The following is a 17905-nucleotide window of genomic DNA, read 5'->3' as shown; positions in this document are numbered from 1 at the left end:
TTTAAAATTCTAGCCTTTGGGTATTTTGGGACGGTCGAACCCGTCGAACATATTGATTTTTCTTTATCCGGGCAATTTTTAGAGGTTGCCTGTTTTTTGTTTTTCTAAATTAACGGAATAATTTTTAAAAAGGACTTTCAATGAGTATTCTTGATTCGCTTCTTCATAAGGTTTTCGGAACTCCACACGAGCGTAAAGTAAAATCCCTTCGCCCGATCATTGCGCAAATTCACGAGGCACGTCAAAAACTGGAAGTTCTAGATGACAAGGAATTGGCGGCAAAATCCGCAGAATTTCGTGAAGCGATAAAAGCCGGCAAAACGCTGGACGACATCAAGGTCGAAGCCTTTGCCGTGTGCCAAGAAGCGTGCGACCGCCGTTTGGGCATTTTCAACGTGTTCAAGCCGGAATTTGAATTTGATTTTTCTTCTCTCGGCGATGATCCGGAAATTATCGCCGCAGTGGAAGCCGCCAAAGCCGATATGGCTGCGGGCAAACCCGAATGGGAAATCTATATGCCCGCTAAATTCTACGCGAAAGTTCGCGAGCTTTTTCCCAAGTCGGAAAAGCCTTTCCGAATGCTGCCCTTTGATGTCCAGCTGATTGGCGGACTGGTTTTGCACGAAGGCGCTATTGCCGAAATGGCGACTGGCGAAGGAAAAACTCTGGCTGCGGTCTGCCCCGTATATTTGAATGGACTTTCTGGAAAAGGCGTGCACGTCGTCACCGTAAACGACTATCTGGCGACCCGAGATTCTAAACAGATGGGATTTGTTTACAAGTTCCTCGGTTTGACGGTCGGTTTGATTGTTCACGATTTGGATTCGGCACAACGCCGTGAAAGCTACAACTCCGATGTGACTTACGGAACCAATAACGAATTCGGATTTGACTATTTGCGCGACAATATGGCTGTAGATCCGAAGGACGTGGTCCAGCGCGAACCGAATTTTTGCATTGTCGATGAAGTGGACTCGATTCTTATTGACGAAGCGCGGACGCCTCTCATCATCAGCGGTCCTGCCGAAGATGCCACCGACAAATACACCAAAGCTCGCCAGCTGATTTTGCAATTGACCCGCGGCAAAGATTATACGGTCGATGAAAAAGACAAAATCGTGCAGCTCACGGAACGCGGTACAAACCATATCGAACAGATCATGGGTTTTACCAATCTGTATGGCGAACACGCGGAATGGGTGCATTTTATCACTCAGGCTCTCAAAGCGGAAAATCTGTTTCTTCGCGACAGGGATTACATTGTTCGGGACGGCGAAGTCGTTATCGTCGATGAAAATACGGGCCGTCTCATGGAAGGCCGCCGCTACTCCGACGGCATTCACCAATCCATTGAAGCCAAGGAAAATGTTCCTATTCGTCGCGAAAACCAGACCCTCGCGACCATCACATTCCAAAACTATTTCCGGATGTACAAAAAGCTTTCGGGCATGACGGGAACGGCAGAAACGGAAGCGACGGAATTCATCAAAATTTACAACATGAACACATGGGTGATTCCCACGAACAAGCCCTGCATCCGTAAAGATATGCAGGACATGGTTTACAAAACCGAAGACGCCAAGTGGAAAGCCATCGTCGCCGAAATCCAGAAGCGGCATGAAAAGGGACAGCCTCTTCTTGTCGGCACGGCATCGGTGGAACGCTCCGAAAAGTTGCATCAGCTTCTGGTAAAAGCGGGCATTCCCCATGACGTTCTGAACGCCAAAAATCATGGGCGAGAAGCGGAGATTATCCAGTTTGCAGGCTACAAGGGAAAAGTCACTGTCGCCACAAATATGGCTGGACGTGGAACCGACATTGTTCTAGGACCCGGTGTCAAGGAACTCGGTGGCTTGCATGTTCTCGGTACGGAACGGCACGAAAGCCGGCGTATCGATAACCAGTTGCGCGGACGTGCGGGGCGTCAAGGCGATCCGGGTTCATCGCAATACTTCCTCTCTTTGGACGACGATCTGATGCGCATTTTCGGTGGCAGCAATGTCAAGCAGCTGATGAACCGTTTTGGAGTCGGCGATGACGAAGTCATTACGCATCCGATTGTCTCTCGTTCCATCCGCGGTGCGCAAAAACGCGTAGAAAGTCAGAGCTTTGACACGCGTAAATACTTGCTGGATTATGACAACGTCATGAACGAGCAGCGTAAAGTGATCTATGGCATTCGTCGGCGCATTCTCAACGGTGACGATGTGCGCTCGGACATTTGGACAAACATCCAGGACGCCTGCGATATTAAAGTCTCCCAATTTGTTGGCAAGGAACGCTTTGCCGATGAATGGAACTGGGACGGATTGACGACTGCGGTTAAATTGAGCTTCGCCGTCAACTACAACCCGGCTGCGGAAGAGCGTGGCAAAAAAACAGCGGAGCAGGTTTTGGACGAAGTGATCGCTCTTTGCAAAAACAAATACGATAAGCTGGTCGAAATTATTCCCGACAACGATTTCCGCAATATCGAACGGCGCATTTTCCTGTACACCATCGACCAACACTGGAAAGAAAACTTGTACGCAATGGACCAGTTGAAAGACGCTATTCGCTATCAGGGTTATGCGCAAAAAGACCCGCTGGTGATGTACAAAAATCAGGCGTTTACCACATTCCAGAATTGTTTGGAAAGCATTGCCACGATTACTGCCCAGCGCATTTTGAACATCCGAATTCAGTTGGCGAACGGCGTTTCCGTTGCTCCGGAGCAGCTGCAAAAAGCTCCGCGCCCAAGCGAAAATCCGAACAATGGGAATTCCGCAGCGACCGAACAAGAACAGGAAACGCCTAAAGCAGTCAATCCTGTTCCGCCATCGACTCCGTCCGCAATTCCGAGTTCCGCACTTCCCGGTACACGTCCGCAAGGATTACGCCGTGCTGGAGTTCCCGGCGCTCGCTTAAAGAGCGACCATCCGAAGCTCGGACGCAATGACCCGTGCTGGTGCGGTTCCGGCCTCAAATACAAAAAATGCCACGGCAAAAACGAAGATTAAAATCTGTGCATTTCAATATGGAACGGCGGGACTTTTCTCTTCGCCGTTTCTTTTTTCCAATAGAACAAGAGGATTTCGCATGATACAAACCGCAAAACGTTTTTTTTGTTTAGAGGGAATCGATGGTTCGGGAAAAAGTACTCAACTGAAATTTCTTGCATCCGATTTGCAAAAAAGAGGTTTTGACGTACTCTGCATTCGGGAACCGGGCGGCTCTGAAATATCGGAAAAAATCCGAAACTTGCTTTTGGATGTTCGTTACAAAGGCATTATGAGCGACAAGACCGAATTGCTTTTGTACAATGCGGCCCGCTCTCAGGTTATCGCCGAAAAAATTGCCCCGGCTCTGGATGCGGGAAAAATTGTCTTGGCTGATCGATTTGCCTGGAGCACTCTTGCCTATCAAGGTTACGGTCGGGGAATTGACCCGCAAACCGTTCTGGCTCTTTCTCAAATCGCTTGTGGGCATTATAATCCAGAGCTGACTCTTGTTTTGGATCTTTCTGTGGAAGAAAGTCGCCGGAGACAAACAAACGATAACCGAATTCCCGACAGGCTCGAAAGCGAATCGGCAAATTTTTTCAACCGTATTCGAAATGGGTATCGGCAAATGGCACAGGATTTTCCCGAATGTGTTTCGCTCATCGACGCGGAACAGCCTGCGGACAAAGTTTACTCTCAAATCCGTCAGGCCATTTGGAAAAAACTCGATTCTTAAAAGTTGTATCTCGTGTATAAATTAATGGAATGCATCGTGCGGGACATCGGTTGCACCCGTTCATAGGCGGCGATTTTAGCATAAGAATTGAGGCTAAGTCCCAGAGAAAAACGCAGTGGCAAATACAGATCGGCTCCGGCGCTGTTGAAAATCACAAAGTCGTAACCGTTGGTTCCGTAATGCGGTTCAGTATTGGGCATCGTATGGAACAAATATGCCGCAACCGAGTTGTATAGTTTTCCCCATTTTTTCAGCTCGATTTCTATGGAAGATTTATAGCTGAGTCCCAAGCTGTACTGGTAATCTCTCGTTTCTTCATACGTGGAATCCGTCAGAGCAAGCACATCGCCGTAATTAAAGTCCGACGAGCCTAGCATAACGAAGGAAGGCATGTGAATCATGCGGAAATTGAGGTTTTCAGAAAGATGAATGCTGACGTCGGCACCCAAACCGATAGCCAGCGCGGACATTTCGACCAAGTCGCCGTAGAACGTGTCGAAATGCAGATATGTAGCCAGGTCCACCCAGTTTTCGCCGGAATTCAGATGGATGTTTTTGAGTTTTCCCACGGAATTCATCCGCATCATCATACCGTCTTCACTTTGCTCCTGATTGAAATCAAAAGTAAAGTATTCAAAAGGCTTTTGAATTTTGCGATTTGCCCTGCCGTAAACGAGATTCAAACCATAACCGAGCGACGAAGAGTTCCAATCGCTATCGGAGCGGACATCGGCGTCTTCGTCGTAGCGGTATTCGCTGCCAAACCGATGGCCGACTCCGATAAACACGGACCAATTCAGCGGCGCATACCCCGGATTTGTTGGACTTGCTCCAGTCACTCTTTCTTGCAAGTAAGCAATCGGGCTAGAGACGAAGGCGAAGATGTTGTCCAAAATTCCCGCATCCGGTTTAGAAAGAACCCGTGTCGAAATCCGGTAGAGCATTTCGCCGTAGATGGTGCCGCCAACGCTGGTCGCTATCAGGTCGTTCGGTGCGGGATATTCTGTTTCGCAGAACATTTCCCAGACGTAGGAACCCGTAAAAGCAAACAAAAAGCTTTCGTAGAAAGAATAGCCCGACGCACGAGCCGCTGAATAATACATGCTGCCCTGATAAGGGTGCCCAAAAAAGTTGATGGCAAAATGGTTGTCGTCCCACTGCCAGCCTTCTCGATAGTTGCGTTTCCAGTAAGACGGTCCGGTTTTAGCGTAATCCTTGCGTAAAACGGCATAATCCCAAGCCCACACCAACACGTTTTGGGCAATCACTTCCGCAAAGGGGACGATGGTGGGGTACCGCTTGCCTGTCGGGGTTCTAGGCGTAAATTCCGGAATGGAGTCCGCCGAGGCTTCCGTTTTCTTCTGCGAAGCCGATAAGGAATCCTCTGGAGATGGCGTGGATACGTCTGCATAAGCAAACGTTGAAACCAAAACCAAAGAAAGAAAAAACAGAACTTTTTTCATAGCGATAAAAAATGTCCTTTTTGTAAGTTTTTTCTAGATGCTAAAAGATAAAATAAACTATTTCCCGATGAAGCGAAGTAGGGCGCGGGGTTTTATGTTCGTTTTTCTATATTTACGGCACAATGCAATTATGTCTAGAACCCAATCAGCTGGAAAAAGTCCAGAGAATTTTAAACGCCCATTTTGCCGAATTTGAAGTCGATGCCTACGGTCCGCGTGTGACCGGAGTCGATCTGACCCCGGATTCCCCGTTGAATATCGTGGTGGTTTCTACAAAACCGGTTTCATTTGAAGAAATGGTCAGCGTCGAAAAGGCCTTTGCCGAAAGCGAACTCCCCTTTCGAGTGGACATCGTTGACTGGTCCAAGCTGACGGAAAATATGCAGAAGGACATTAAAAAAGAACACGTCGTCATTCAAGAAGCCAATTCCAGCGCTATCTGATTTCAGGAATTTATGAATACTTCCAAATTTATTTTTACCCTTTCGTTTATGGCGGCATTTTCAGCCGCGACCGCTCAGAATGTGCAACCGAGCGACTGCTCCGCGGCGACTATCGAAACGCTGAAGCCTCTTGCCGAAAAAAAGATGAAAACCGAAGAAGGCTATCAGGCTTCCTTGAAATTGGCGGCTTGTTACCTCGCTGCAGATGACACGGCGAATCTGAACAATCTGACTACTCGCTTTTTGGAGTATTATGCCGGAGAGCCGAAGCGTTCACGTATGGAGCTGATCGCCGCCGAAGCGATGCTCCGTAAAGAGCAGTCCGTTGAAAATGCCATCGACATTTTGCTGAATGTCCTCTCTTATAGCCAGAACAATGCTATCAAGGAAGACGCTGAAAAATTGGCGATTCGCACGATTTCTAAAAATTCCAACTTGCAGATTGCGCAGCTCACCAACATCGCCGACAAGGCTCTTGTGAATCGTAAAGTCGCCAATGCGACTTGGTTGCGACTGGGGCGGGAACAAGCGAGAAGGCAAAACTCCAAAGCGGCGCGCCATTGGTTCAAAAGGGTGATAAGCGCCAACGAAAATGCGGACTGGGTGGCGACTGCCCAAGAAGAAATCGCCAAACTGGAAGGACAGCCTTCTATTCCTACCGTTCTGATTTTGGCTCCTCTGACCGGGGATTTCGCTGAATTTGGAAACGATGCGGTCAAAGGCGCTCGCTTGGCTTTTGAACAGTCGAATTTGAAAAATAAAGTCAATTTGCGTATTGCCGACACGCGGGCAGACGCTGTAGAAGCTCTTCGGCAAACCCGCCTTGCTGTCGCCCAAGACAGCGTTGTCGCCATTATTGGTCCTTTAATGAGTGCCCCGGCGGCAACCGTTGCCGCATGGCTTAGCTCCGTTCACACCCGCATCCCTATGCTGACGCCTACCGCGACTGATGCCGGAATTTCCCGAATGGGACCCAACATTTTCCAAGTTAATGTGAGTATGGAAAATCTGGCGACGGGAATCGCCAATTACGCCATGAGCTGCTTGGGAATTCGCGAATTTGCCGTTCTTTCTCCTGTCGGGGATTTTGGAACCGCTATGACGCAAAGCTTTGAACGCGCTGTCGAGCGTCGGGGTGGTGCTGTTGTCGCCATTCAGGAATTTGAAGAAGGCCAACCGGATTACACCACAGAATTTCGGAAACTTCGGGCAACGCGTTTCAAACAGATTCTGCATAAACGAAACATCGCACGAGGAGCCAAAGATTTAGATGCCATCGGCGGCAAGGAACGCAAAGCTTTTTTGCAGGATTCCGTTTTCAGCATCCCGGGAGTTTTCATCCCCAGTTCCAGTCCTTCGGATGCAGGTCTCATCGCTCGACAAGTCGCTTTCCATAAAATTCGCGGAACCCTTTTAGGGACTTCGGGGTGGTATGGCCAGGACTTGATTGATGAGGGAAAAAAACTGGTCGAAGGGGCGCATTTTAGCGTTTCTTCTGCTACGACGGATTCGAGCAAAAACTATACGAATTTTTCCAACGCTTATAAATCCGCTTTTAATGAAGAACCCAAACCCGACAAGGTCAGCGGCTTGAGTTATAATGCGGCGAACATCGTTTTTTCCCTGCTCGCAAACGGCGAAACGGATTTGGTAAAAAAAATATCTTCGCAAAAAACATTCTCCGGCGTTTACGGCGACATCCGATTTGAGCGTGGGGCAAATGCCAATGTGCAAATCATGAGTGTGGATTCCAGCGCATTTGTCGATAAAACCCAGTGCCCTGCCAAATGACAATTGTCCGGATGCCAAATTGAAATTCTTTTCAGCCGTTTTTGCTTTAATCCTATGCGCTCGCACACTTTCTGTAGCTGCGGACTCCGCCATTTTTGCTCTGCCTCCAGAAATCCAAAATGCGGCAAAGCGATCCATGGATCAAGCGTTGAACACAAATTATGCGGCTTCTTTTTTGGCGATAGAAAAAATTCATTCTCAAAATCCGGGAGTCGCCTGCGTTTTAAAAAACATAGTCCGGCTGACAAAATTCGACGATTTGGGGGATACTCTGGCTTTGGAAAAAGCGGCGGAAGAACTTGCCGATTGTCAAGCGGACGGTGCTTGGGACGTGTTGCGGGAATTTGAACTCGGCTATGCAAAATCCGCACAGGGGCATTCCTTCAAAGGGGCTTTGGCAACCCGACGTGCTGCCAAAAAGTTTGAGGATTCTCAAGACAAAGATGCTCGGGCGATTTATTCCATCTATGCGTATTACGTCGAAGATGGCTTCGGATTCTTGCCTTTCATTTCGGACGACAGGGAGAATCACCTTAAAATTCTGGAAGAACGTGCGGCTCATTCGCCTCTTTTTTGGGCGATTTTTGCAACGCCATTGGCGTGGATGTATTACGACAAAGAAGAATACGACAAAGCGCTTGCTGTCGTAGAACGCTCCCTTGCCAAATCTCCGAAGAATCCCATCTTCATTCAAATGAAAGCGGATATGCTTTACAAACAAAAGCGTTACGCAGAAGCCGCTGCCATTTACGAAAACAGTGCTGCGGAATATTTAAAACGTTCGGGAAAATCGGTGCGGTATTTTTGCGCTATTGGCAATTTGGCTCGAATTTATTTGGATGCGGGAAAAGAAAATCTGTCTCGGCAAAATGCCGAAAAATTGAACGACCCCGACTATAAAAAAATTGAAAACTGGATGCCCGAATCCCTTGTCAAAGATTTGAAAAAGAAAAAACTTTATCCTTGATTTTTTGGGAAGCTTTTCAAAAAATTCCCAATTTTACAACGCCTCTTTTGAATCGTCCGAAAAAGGAATGCGGAACCCATTCACTTAATATATATTTTCAAGAGCTTCGGATTTCGTGAAATCCAGAGCAAAGGATGGTGAAAATGGGAAAGGGCATATTGTCCAAAGCTGCTGGGACGATGCTGTGCATCGCTTTTGGGATGGTGGTGCCCGCTGCCGAATACAAACTCCAAGATTTAGACTATACCGACCACCTTGCGCCTCTGCTGAAAAATCCGGGGCGCGGGCTGGCTCCAATGAAGGGCTTTCGGGTCAAGCCCGGCGAGAGTCTCAATCTTCGTACGAATGGAACGGTTTATAACGACTTTATGCGGTTCCATGTGGACCTCGGGGCGTTTTCTGACAATGCTTTCGTCTCCATCAAAGGAACCGACACCATATTCGGCGTTTCCCAACCGATCGACAGTTTTGCCATTGCCAGCGTTCACGCCGTTTTGGATTCCCTCCGTCGGCGCGGCGGTTCTTGTGTTATTCGCCAATCTTATGACATGAATTGCTACGGCAAACAGGAGCCTTCTACAGAATGGATTCTTAAACATGCCGCTCAAATGGCAAAAGCCTATAACGGCTATGAAGATGTCATTCATTATGTGGAAATCGGGATGTTCGGCACTTGCGGCGAGCAAACGTCGATGAATGGCGAATCTCAGGAAAAGATGGCTGAAGTGCTGCAAACTTTTCTCGAAAATACAAATGATGAAATTCCGGTAGGTATGCGCAGTCCCTATGTGATTGCCGCATGGCTCGGGCTCAAAGACGCCTATTCAGGCGGCGGACCCGCTTTTGGCGATTTCGATATTCATTCTGCGCGTTTTCAGGATTCCGTTCGATCTCGTCAAAAATATTTTCATCGTGTCGGACTTTATAACGACGGCTACTTGGGCAGCGACAACGATCTTGGAACTGTCGGTTGGGGGCATCCTCCGCTCTCCCGAGAGAAGATGGTACAATGGCTTGAATCCGAGCGAATTCCTTATGGTGGAGACTTTGTTCACAATTACAACGATTCTTCTAGGCCTCCGCTCAATACTGCCGAGTATATGAGTTACGAAGGTTTTCGGACGCACACGTCTTACGTCGGTTCTTTCGGAAATCTGGACAAATACTACCATAATATGGGCGAAGTGCTTTTTAAAGGTCCGGACGCAGAATACGGCGGCAAAGCGACCGGTTACGAATACATTCGCGACCATTTGGGCTACCGATTCGTTCTGCGTTCTTCCGAAATTTTGGATTCGATTGGCGTTGGCGGGCGATTTCAAGCGCGGGTAAAAATTCAAAATGTTGGCTTTTCCAACAACCGGATGGTTAAAAAAGCGACGCTTCTTTTGAAAAACGCCAGCGATTCCACTCAAATTTTTGAATTGCCTCTCGACATTGACCCCACTCAAATTCATTCTCGCAAATTGAATGTCAAAAGTGAAAATCCGACAAGTCTTTGGAATGGCGAAAATTTTTACAGCCTTTACGACGAAACAGATACGTTTGACGGCATAAACGTCTTGGAATTTTCTGCATCTCTCCCCGAAACGATGACGCAAGGAAAATGGAATTCCTTTTTAAGATTTTCCCGTTATGGAAATTTTAAATCGGACGGTAATTTTCACACCATCCGATTTGCAAACGATTCCACTTATTACGATGTGGCAACAGGATCCAACTTCATCGGCAGTTTTGTCCTTTCGGACAAAGTACCGGCAGCGATGCATTCGGCAGAAACCATGGTCAAGAATCCCGCCTTTAGGGTTTATGGAAAAAATTTGGAATTGGAAAATGTTAGCCGTGTAGAAATTTACGACTTGCAAGGTTCACGGATTTTGAAGCAAAGCATTCAGGGGAATGCGATCCTTCCCCTACAATACAAAAGCGGTGTCTATATCATTCGGCTTCAAAATGGAAATTTCTTGAAAAAAGGAAAGATCCAAATACAATAAACTTTGGCAGCGTCAAAGGCGAGCTTATGAGTTGGAAGGAATCGCCGTGTTTCATTCGAATGGCGCATTCTAAAGAAAATTGCGCTTTCGAGTTTCGTCGTTGTAAAGATGGCCCGGCTAGCTTGACAGGCGCACCAAGTATGTAAATCGACATTGCAAGGAACAAAAGCGATGCGGCAATCTTGAAGTATTGCCCCAAGCGGCGGAATGCCGTTTCCCCGAATTTTCATATATATTTTGAAAGGTTCATCGATAGGAGATACTTATGGGTTGGCGTGGTTTGAAATGGGCGCATTCTCTTTTTGCAATGGGAACGGTTGCTTTCGGAAATCTTTGGGCGCAGGATGTTTTTATTACGGTGGATCAATTCGGGTATCGACCTGCGGCGAAAAAAGTGGCGGTCTTGCGCAGCCCGGAATCGGGGTATGACGCGGCACTTTCCTATGTGCCGGGAACGGTGATGGAAGTGGTGGATTCAGCTTCCAACAAGATTGTGTTTTCTGGAGCACCAGTGGCGTTTCAGGAGGGGGCAGTGGATACGGCTTCCGGGGATAAAATCTGGTGGTTCGATTTCTCGAATCTTTCGGAACCGGGGACGTATTTTATCCGGGACAAGTCGGATTATACCAAACAATCCTTTTATTTTCGCATTGGCGAGGATATTTACAACGATATTTTGAAGGCGGCATTGCGTGTGCTCTATTACCAGCGGGTAGGCATTGCCCACGAGGCGGCGTATGCTGGCGAAGAATGGGCAGACGGCATGAATCACGCTCAAGACAAAACGGCCCGCCTTTTCACCGATTCCACCAATGCGGCGACGGAGCGTGATGCGAGCGGAGGCTGGTTTGACGCCGGGGATTATAACAAATATACGGTCTGGAACGGCAACTATGTGGAAATGCTGTTGCGCGCCTATTTGGAAAGGCCCAAGGCTTTTACTGACGATTACGGGATTCCCGAATCGGGGAATGGCATTCCCGATATTTTGGACGAAGTGAATTGGGGATTGACCCATCTGCTTCGGATGCAGAATGCGGACGGCTCGGTGCTTTCCGTGGTGGGCGAGTCTCACGCTTCTCCGCCTTCGGCAGCGAAAGGCCGCACTTATTACGGAGCGCCCAATGCGGTTTCGGCCTATTCGGCGGCAAAGGCTTTTGCGCTGGGTTCGATTGTAGCAAAGCTCCGGAAGAATACGGAATATGCGGCCACATTGCAAGACGCGGCTTTGCGCGCTTACGCCTGGGCGGAAGCGCATCCGGATTCCATGTTTTTTAACAATCTGGAATCGGCGGGGACAAAAGGGCTTGCCGCAGGCCAGCAGGAAGTGGAAGAAAACGAAACGACGGCTCCCAGGCTTGGACTTGTAGTGCTTGCGGATTTTGCCCTGTATGAATTGACGGGGGATGCTGCCTATTTGAATCGCTTTAACGAAAGCATCGACCGATTTCCTTTGATGACAACTTATGGGAGTTGGGCGATGGATCAGTATCGCCATGCACAGCACCAGATGTATATCCAGTATTTAGGTTACAAGGACGCCGATAAAAATGTGAAGGCAAAAATCGAAGAAAAATTTGTGAACGCCTTTTCTACATCTATGAATTTTGTGCAACAGCTGGAACGAGATGGCTATCGTGCGTATTTGCGGGATTACAACTGGGGTTCCAATTCGGCAAAATCGGCGGGGGGACTTTTCTTTGACCAAATGGCAGAATTGAAAACGACTTCTGGAACCGATGCGGCAACCTGGCACAACGCTGCCGAGGAATACTTGCACTACTTGCACGGCGTGAATCCTTTCGGCATGGTTTACCTTTCCAATATGTCCCGTTACGGTGCGGAAAAAAGCGTGTCGTCTTTTTACCACACTTGGTTTAACGATGGCTCGCCCAAGTGGGATTCTGTGAGTAACTCGACTCCGGGACCTGCGCCTGGTTATTTGACGGGAGGCCCCAATGCCCGTTACAGCTGGGATGCCTGCTGTGCTGAATATGACGCCGACAACAGCAAGAAAGGATGCGGAAGCGTTTCAAACAATAAATTGTGCTATGCCTTTTCGCAACCTGCCGGTGAACCGCCAGCAAAAATGTACAGGAATTTCAATAACGGCTGGCCTCTCAATTCTTGGGAAGTGACGGAACCCAGTCTTGGTTATCAGACCAATTACATTCGGCTTCTTTCGCGATTTGTCGAGGAGCGGGGTGTGGGCTTTGACGAAGATTTGGGAATGGCGCGACCGATGCCTGCACCGCCTTCCGCGTTGAAAATTTCTTTGTCCGGGAAAAATCTGATGGTGCTCTGTAATGCCGACGTTCGGGAAGTGCGCCTTTTTGATGTGAATCATCGGGAAGTGTTGCTGTGGAGTGGCTCTACACAAAGCGTGACGCTGAATCTTTCTGCGCTTCCGTCGGGAGTGTATTTTGCGCGGGTGCGGGCTGGCAAGGATGCAAAACTTTCAAAAACGATGGCCTTTCCTTTGTTTCAGTAATGGCGTTGCGTGAGGCATGCGAAGGGTGGCACTTGCGCCAGTGCGTAGCACCGACTGGAAGATAGCCCGGAACTCGCCGACCTGCCGTCGGCAGGGCACGCCCATCTCAAAAATTTTCTTTGCGAAAAAAATTCTTCCTCCTTTTTTACAGTTGGAATTTTTTCATTTCGCAGTCGATGACGCCCTCGTTCTCTATTAAATATGAAGCATTCAGATAACATAGGTTCTTTTTTTTCAGGCTGTAAAAAGTTTCTTTGTTTTACTGGACAATCCCTGTGTTTTCCCGCTTGGAAACCAAAAAATTCCTACATTATGTCCAAAGATTCAACACAGTGAAGGAAACTATGGCAGCCATTCCGGAAAAAAAAGACAATCTTGTCATTGAAAATATCCAGCCATCCATAGATGCCGGGCGATTCGCCATCAAGCGCGAACCCGGTGACACCGTTCAAATCACCGCGGACATTTTCCGCCACAGCCATGAAAAATACGACGCCGCTATCTATTATAAATTGCGGAATGAACGCCGGTGGCGCAAAGCGCCGATGCACTTTGTCGATAACGATATGTGGGCGGGCGAATTTGTCGTGAACAGCATCGGTTACTACGATTATAAAATTGTCGCTTGGACAATCGATCCCGAGGACACGCCAACGGAAAGTGCCCTTTTTGAACTTCGAGTGGATCCTGTTTATGCGCGCGCGGGAACCTGGTATGAAATGTGGCCGAAGAGTCAGGGAAAAAGCGATACGAAGAGCGCCACTTTTAAAGATTGCGAAGCCCAGCTTGACTATATCCGCGATTTGGGATTTGATACGGTGTATCTGGTTCCTATTCACCCGATTGGCGTTACCAACCGCAAAGGTGCCAACAATGCGCTTCACGCTAAAACCGACAAAAAGGGAAAACCGCTGGAACCGGGATGCCCTTATGCCGTCGGCAACAAATTCGGCGGGCACTTTGACGTGGATCCCGAACTCGGGACGATGAAGGACTTTGAACATTTTGCCAAAACGGCGCGTTCCAAAGGTTTGCGGCTGGCTTTGGACATCGCTTTGAATTGCAGCCCGGATCATCCCTATGCGAAAAAGCATCCGGAATGGTTCTATCACGAGCCGGACGGCAGCATTAAATTTGCTGAAAATCCTCCCAAAAAATACGAAGACATTTATCCGTTCGATTATTACAACAAAAATTACAAGGCCCTTTGGAAAGAGATTCGGGACATCATCCTCTTCTGGGCGGACAAGGGAATCGAGATTTTCCGCATCGACAATCCGCATACAAAACCGTTCCCGTTCTGGGAATGGCTGATTCGCGAAATCAAGGAGCAGCGACCGGAACTCGTTTTCCTTGCCGAAGCATTCACTCGCCCCAAGATGATGCACCGTTTGGCGAAATCCGGCTTTGACATGAGTTATACCTATTTTGCTTGGCGTGAACAAAGGTGGGAATTTGAACAGTATTTCAAGGAACTCACACAGAGCAATGCCAAAGAATACATGCGTGGCATTCTTTTTCCGACGACACCGGATATTTTCCCGAAGTATTTGGCAAATCAGGGGCCTGCACAATTCAAGCAGCGGTATTTTTTGGCGGGAACGCTTTCTAGCTTGACCGGGCTTTACAACGGCTACGAGCTTTGCGAAAACATTCCTTCGCCGGTAAAAGAAGAACTTTGGGATAGCGAAAAATACCAGTATAAGGTTCACAACTGGAATGCTCCGGTAAGTATCAAGGATTTTGTGCGCAGGGTCAATGACGCCCGCCAGAACCATCCCGCTTTGCAGGAATACGACAACCTGGATTTCCATAGCGCGGACAATTCCAATCTGATGGTCTATTCCAAAAAGAAGGATAACGACGTCATCCTTTGCGTTGCCAACATGGATATGCACAACGCCCAGGAAGGAACCATCTCGTTGGACATGTCTAAGCTGGGACTTGCCGAAGACGCGTTCTTCTTTATCAAGGATTTGATTACGGATGAATCTTATGTTTGGCATGGGGCGCATAATTTTGTGCGACTGGATCCGAACAAGGCTCCTGGCCATCTGCTGGTTGTCAAAAAACTGTAATTTCCCGCAAAAATTTCAGAACATCACCCACGGATATCGGGGTGATGTTTTTTTGCAACGCGTTTTTCTTTTCAGGCATCTAAAGGTATCATGAGTAGTCCAATTCTTTCCATTCGCCATTTACGCCGCGAATTCAAAATGGGCGGTGAAACGGTACATGCTCTGCGGGGTGTGAGCTTTGATGTCTGCGCAGGTGAATTTCTGACCATTATGGGAACGAGTGGATCCGGTAAAAGTACCATGTTGAATATCTTGGGCTGCATGGACAAGCCGACTTCCGGGGAATATATTTTGGACGGCGAACATATTGAAAAAATGAAAACGGAATCTCTGGCAAATATCCGCTGCCGAAAATTGGGATTTGTTTTTCAGAGTTACAATCTGCTTTCTCGTACAAGCGCTATTGAAAACGTGGAACTCCCCCTTTTGTACAATTCCAAAATCGCTGCGGAAGAACGCCGGGAGCGAGCGTTTAACGCGTTGAAACGCGTCGGCTTGGAAAGTCGAATGAATCATTTGCCCAATCAACTTTCGGGCGGCCAGCAGCAACGCGTCGCTATTGCAAGAGCTCTGGTAAACGATCCGGTCATCATTCTTGCTGACGAAGCGACGGGGAATTTGGACACCCGCACGAGCTACGAAATTATGGAAATTTTTCAGGAACTCCATTCTCGTGGGAAAACCATCGTCTTTGTGACTCACGAGCCGGATATTGCGACATTCAGCACGCGCACAATCGTTTTGCGCGATGGACAAATCCGGCGCGATTCGCCGAATGAAAATGTGCAAAGTGCCAAAGCTGCATTCGAAGCGTTGCCGCCCGCCGAAACTTTTGAAGAAACGGAGCCCCTATGAATCCGACGACTCTCGTTAAAATCGCTTTTCGGGCTTTGCTGCGCAATCGGATGCGGACATTTCTTTCTGTTTTGGGCATTGTTATCGGCGTTGCTGCGGTCATCACGATGGTCGCTATGGGAGAAGGCTCCAAGCGTTCGATCAAAGAAAAAATTACCGCCATGGGAACGAATGCTATCGTCGTCATGCCCAATGTAGAACGCCGTGGCGGGATTCAGCTGGACGCCAGTTCCTCCACGCAAACGCTGGAAGAAGAAGATGTTGTCGCCCTTCGCCATCAGGCTCGATATATCAACGGCGTTTCTCCTGTCGTTACGGCGAACGGTCAAGCGATTGCCGGCAATAAAAATGAATCCGTTTCTTTGACCGGAATCAGCACGGACTATTTAAAAATCCGAAATTACGAAATTGAAAACGGCGTGATGTTCGACGATTCCGCCGACCGCATTGCCAAAGTCTGCGTCATCGGGCAGACTGTCGTTTCGACGCTCTTTCCCGATACCGATCCAATCGGCAAAACCATCCGCTACAAAAACATTCCCCTCAAAGTTATCGGCACATTGAAAGCCAAAGGCTCGGGGGATTTTGGACAAGATCAGGATGAAGTCATTTTTGCTCCCTACCAGACGGTGATGAAACGTTTCAACGCGACGACGGATATTCGCACGATTTACGCCAATTCCATTGGTGAAGGTTATGCGGCAAAGGCCAGCGAAGAAATTCTTTCCATTTTGAAAGAACGTCGTTCCTGGAGCGGGGAAAAGGAACCGTTCCGAGTGCACACCCAAGAAGAAATGATTGAAATGATTACGAGTACTTCCGACCTGCTTTCTTTGGTTCTTACTGCCATCGCAGGAATCAGCTTGCTCGTCGGGGGCATCGGCATTATGAACATCATGTACGTTTCTGTTACGGAACGCACTCGGGAAATCGGGTTGCGCATGGCGATTGGCGCACGCGGACGCGACATTCTTTTGCAGTTTTTATTCGAATCGGTGATGATCAGTTTGCTCGGAGGACTTGTCGGCATTCTTTTGGGCTCTGGAGCGACGGCGTTCATCCGGTGGATTTTAAATTGGCCGATGAGCATCACTCTTTCCAGCGTGCTCGTCAGTTTTGGCGTCTGCTTTGTGACGGGAGTGTTTTTTGGCTGGTATCCCGCCCGAAAAGCCAGCAGGCTTGACCCGATTGAAGCTTTGCGATTTGAATAGCGCTTATTCAAACCAAAAAGAAAAACGAGCATTGGCGTTTGGCAACGAGAAGCCGCCGACAAGTACTTTTGGATTTTCTATATTGAAATGCGTCCATCTTCCCTAAAAAGGTCGCCTCTATGGAACTCACACCGCTTGACATCCGCAATCAGACTTTTCACTCCAAACGTTTTGGGGGCTTTGATCCCGAAGAAGTCAAGGCTTTTTTGGAAACCGCAGCCAAGGCTTTTGAAGAATCTGGACGTGTCCGCACGGATCTGACGGAGCGTTTGAAAATCGCCGAAGAACGTGTAAACTATTACAAGCAAATTGAAAAGACGATTCAGGATGCTGCGATTACCATGCAAAAGACCATGGATGAAATCAAGCGTTCCTCGGAGAAAGAAGGCGAACTGATTGTTGCCGAAGCGAAAACGCGCGCACAGCACGAGATTGAAAATACCCGCCGGGAAGCCGAAAAATTGCGGGCCGAAATCGAAGAATTGCGCCAACTTCGCACTAATTATTTTATTCGGATTCGCGCTATGGTCAAAAGCCAAGCCGATCTTCTTTCCGCTATGGAAAAAGAACAGAACCCGGAAATAGCGGACGACGAAAAACCTCTTGTTTTTTAAAAGCGAGTCGTCGCCGTTTTTTGAAAATGAATTTTTAAAAGCGACCTAAAATGCGAATTTCCATTAAAGTTCACGCACGGAGCAAGCGGGAAGGAGTCGTTCCGCAGCCCGATGGCTCGTATAAAGTGGATGTGAAAGCTCCCCCCGTTGAAGGGAAAGCGAATGAAGCGGTTTGCGCAGTCATCGCTGAATTTTTTAAAAAATCGAAAAGTGCCGTCCGCGTTGTCACGGGGTCCACAAACAGCCGCAAAATCGTTGAAATCGACGATTAGAGTCGTGGG

General features: G+C 48.2%; 13 protein-coding genes. 12 read left to right on the top strand and 1 reads right to left on the bottom strand.

Going from position 1 to position 17905, the window contains the following annotated elements; translation table 11 throughout:
• The first annotated feature begins 140 nt into the window (after positions 1-140).
• Entirely contained in the window at positions 141-2999 is a 2859-nt protein-coding gene (gene secA / locus B5D40_RS01615; RefSeq protein ID WP_073304027.1) for a preprotein translocase subunit SecA, read from the top strand.
• A gap of 79 nt (positions 3000-3078) precedes the next feature.
• A complete protein-coding gene (gene tmk, locus B5D40_RS01610) occupies positions 3079-3717 on the top strand; it encodes a dTMP kinase (protein WP_233134303.1) in 639 nt (212 codons plus the stop codon).
• Here the strand turns inward: tmk and B5D40_RS01605 are convergent.
• Positions 3714-5180 (bottom strand): DUF3943 domain-containing protein, encoded by a 1467-nt coding sequence (locus B5D40_RS01605; protein WP_073304029.1) that lies wholly within the window; start codon positions 5178-5180, stop codon positions 3714-3716. The genes tmk and B5D40_RS01605 overlap by 4 nt on opposite strands.
• Before the next feature lie 122 nt (positions 5181-5302).
• Between B5D40_RS01605 and B5D40_RS01600 the strand changes: the two genes are divergently transcribed.
• From B5D40_RS01600 to B5D40_RS01550, 10 genes are all read left to right on the top strand, one after another.
• Positions 5303-5623: a nucleotidyltransferase domain-containing protein gene (locus B5D40_RS01600; RefSeq protein ID WP_073304031.1), complete on the top strand. Its 321-nt coding sequence runs from the start codon at positions 5303-5305 to the stop codon at positions 5621-5623.
• A gap of 12 nt (positions 5624-5635) precedes the next feature.
• Entirely contained in the window at positions 5636-7414 is a 1779-nt protein-coding gene (locus tag B5D40_RS01595) for a penicillin-binding protein activator (protein ID WP_078775501.1), read from the top strand.
• A gap of 19 nt (positions 7415-7433) precedes the next feature.
• Entirely contained in the window at positions 7434-8381 is a 948-nt protein-coding gene (locus B5D40_RS01590) for a tetratricopeptide repeat protein (RefSeq protein WP_233126441.1), read from the top strand.
• A gap of 143 nt (positions 8382-8524) precedes the next feature.
• A complete protein-coding gene (locus tag B5D40_RS01585; protein WP_158222156.1) occupies positions 8525-10375 on the top strand; it encodes a DUF4832 domain-containing protein in 1851 nt (616 codons plus the stop codon).
• A gap of 265 nt (positions 10376-10640) precedes the next feature.
• Complete coding sequence (locus tag B5D40_RS01580) at positions 10641-12866, top strand: glycoside hydrolase family 9 protein (RefSeq protein WP_078775499.1); 2226 nt, start codon at positions 10641-10643, stop codon at positions 12864-12866.
• Between the two features lie 344 nt (positions 12867-13210).
• Entirely contained in the window at positions 13211-14944 is a 1734-nt protein-coding gene (locus tag B5D40_RS01570) for a maltotransferase domain-containing protein (protein ID WP_078775518.1), read from the top strand.
• Positions 14945-15034: 90 nt separating this feature from the next.
• Positions 15035-15799 carry an ABC transporter ATP-binding protein gene (locus tag B5D40_RS01565; protein WP_078775495.1) on the top strand — a complete coding sequence of 255 codons (765 nt, stop codon included), beginning with the start codon at positions 15035-15037 and terminating at the stop codon, positions 15797-15799.
• Entirely contained in the window at positions 15796-17010 is a 1215-nt protein-coding gene (locus B5D40_RS01560) for an ABC transporter permease (RefSeq protein WP_078775493.1), read from the top strand. The genes B5D40_RS01565 and B5D40_RS01560 overlap by 4 nt, the downstream gene beginning before the upstream one ends.
• A 119-nt stretch (positions 17011-17129) precedes the next feature.
• Positions 17130-17624, top strand: a complete 495-nt coding sequence (locus tag B5D40_RS01555) for a DivIVA domain-containing protein (RefSeq protein WP_073304042.1) — start codon at positions 17130-17132, stop codon at positions 17622-17624.
• Positions 17625-17674: 50 nt separating this feature from the next.
• Positions 17675-17896: a DUF167 domain-containing protein gene (locus B5D40_RS01550; RefSeq protein WP_078775492.1), complete on the top strand. Its 222-nt coding sequence runs from the start codon at positions 17675-17677 to the stop codon at positions 17894-17896.
• Positions 17897-17905 lie beyond the last annotated feature (9 nt).

It is taken from the genome of Fibrobacter intestinalis (assembly GCF_900167415.1).
GTDB lineage: Bacteria > Fibrobacterota > Fibrobacteria > Fibrobacterales > Fibrobacteraceae > Hallerella > Hallerella intestinalis.
Note: the sequence above shows the minus strand (reverse complement) of the source record. Positions and strands in the feature narration are given on the sequence as shown.

Coding starts and splice junctions, on each gene's coding strand:
- B5D40_RS01550 (WP_078775492.1), top strand. CDS start 17,675: ATGCGAATTTCCATTAAAGTTCACGCACGGAGCAAGCGGGAAGGAGTC.
- B5D40_RS01565 (WP_078775495.1), top strand. CDS start 15,035: ATGAGTAGTCCAATTCTTTCCATTCGCCATTTACGCCGCGAATTCAAA.
- B5D40_RS01580 (WP_078775499.1), top strand. CDS start 10,641: ATGGGTTGGCGTGGTTTGAAATGGGCGCATTCTCTTTTTGCAATGGGA.
- secA (WP_073304027.1), top strand. CDS start 141: ATGAGTATTCTTGATTCGCTTCTTCATAAGGTTTTCGGAACTCCACAC.
- B5D40_RS01555 (WP_073304042.1), top strand. CDS start 17,130: ATGGAACTCACACCGCTTGACATCCGCAATCAGACTTTTCACTCCAAA.
- B5D40_RS01595 (WP_078775501.1), top strand. CDS start 5,636: ATGAATACTTCCAAATTTATTTTTACCCTTTCGTTTATGGCGGCATTT.
- B5D40_RS01560 (WP_078775493.1), top strand. CDS start 15,796: ATGAATCCGACGACTCTCGTTAAAATCGCTTTTCGGGCTTTGCTGCGC.
- B5D40_RS01570 (WP_078775518.1), top strand. CDS start 13,211: ATGGCAGCCATTCCGGAAAAAAAAGACAATCTTGTCATTGAAAATATC.
- B5D40_RS01600 (WP_073304031.1), top strand. CDS start 5,303: ATGCAATTATGTCTAGAACCCAATCAGCTGGAAAAAGTCCAGAGAATT.
- tmk (WP_233134303.1), top strand. CDS start 3,079: ATGATACAAACCGCAAAACGTTTTTTTTGTTTAGAGGGAATCGATGGT.
- B5D40_RS01585 (WP_158222156.1), top strand. CDS start 8,525: ATGGGAAAGGGCATATTGTCCAAAGCTGCTGGGACGATGCTGTGCATC.
- B5D40_RS01605 (WP_073304029.1), bottom strand. CDS start 5,180: ATGAAAAAAGTTCTGTTTTTTCTTTCTTTGGTTTTGGTTTCAACGTTT.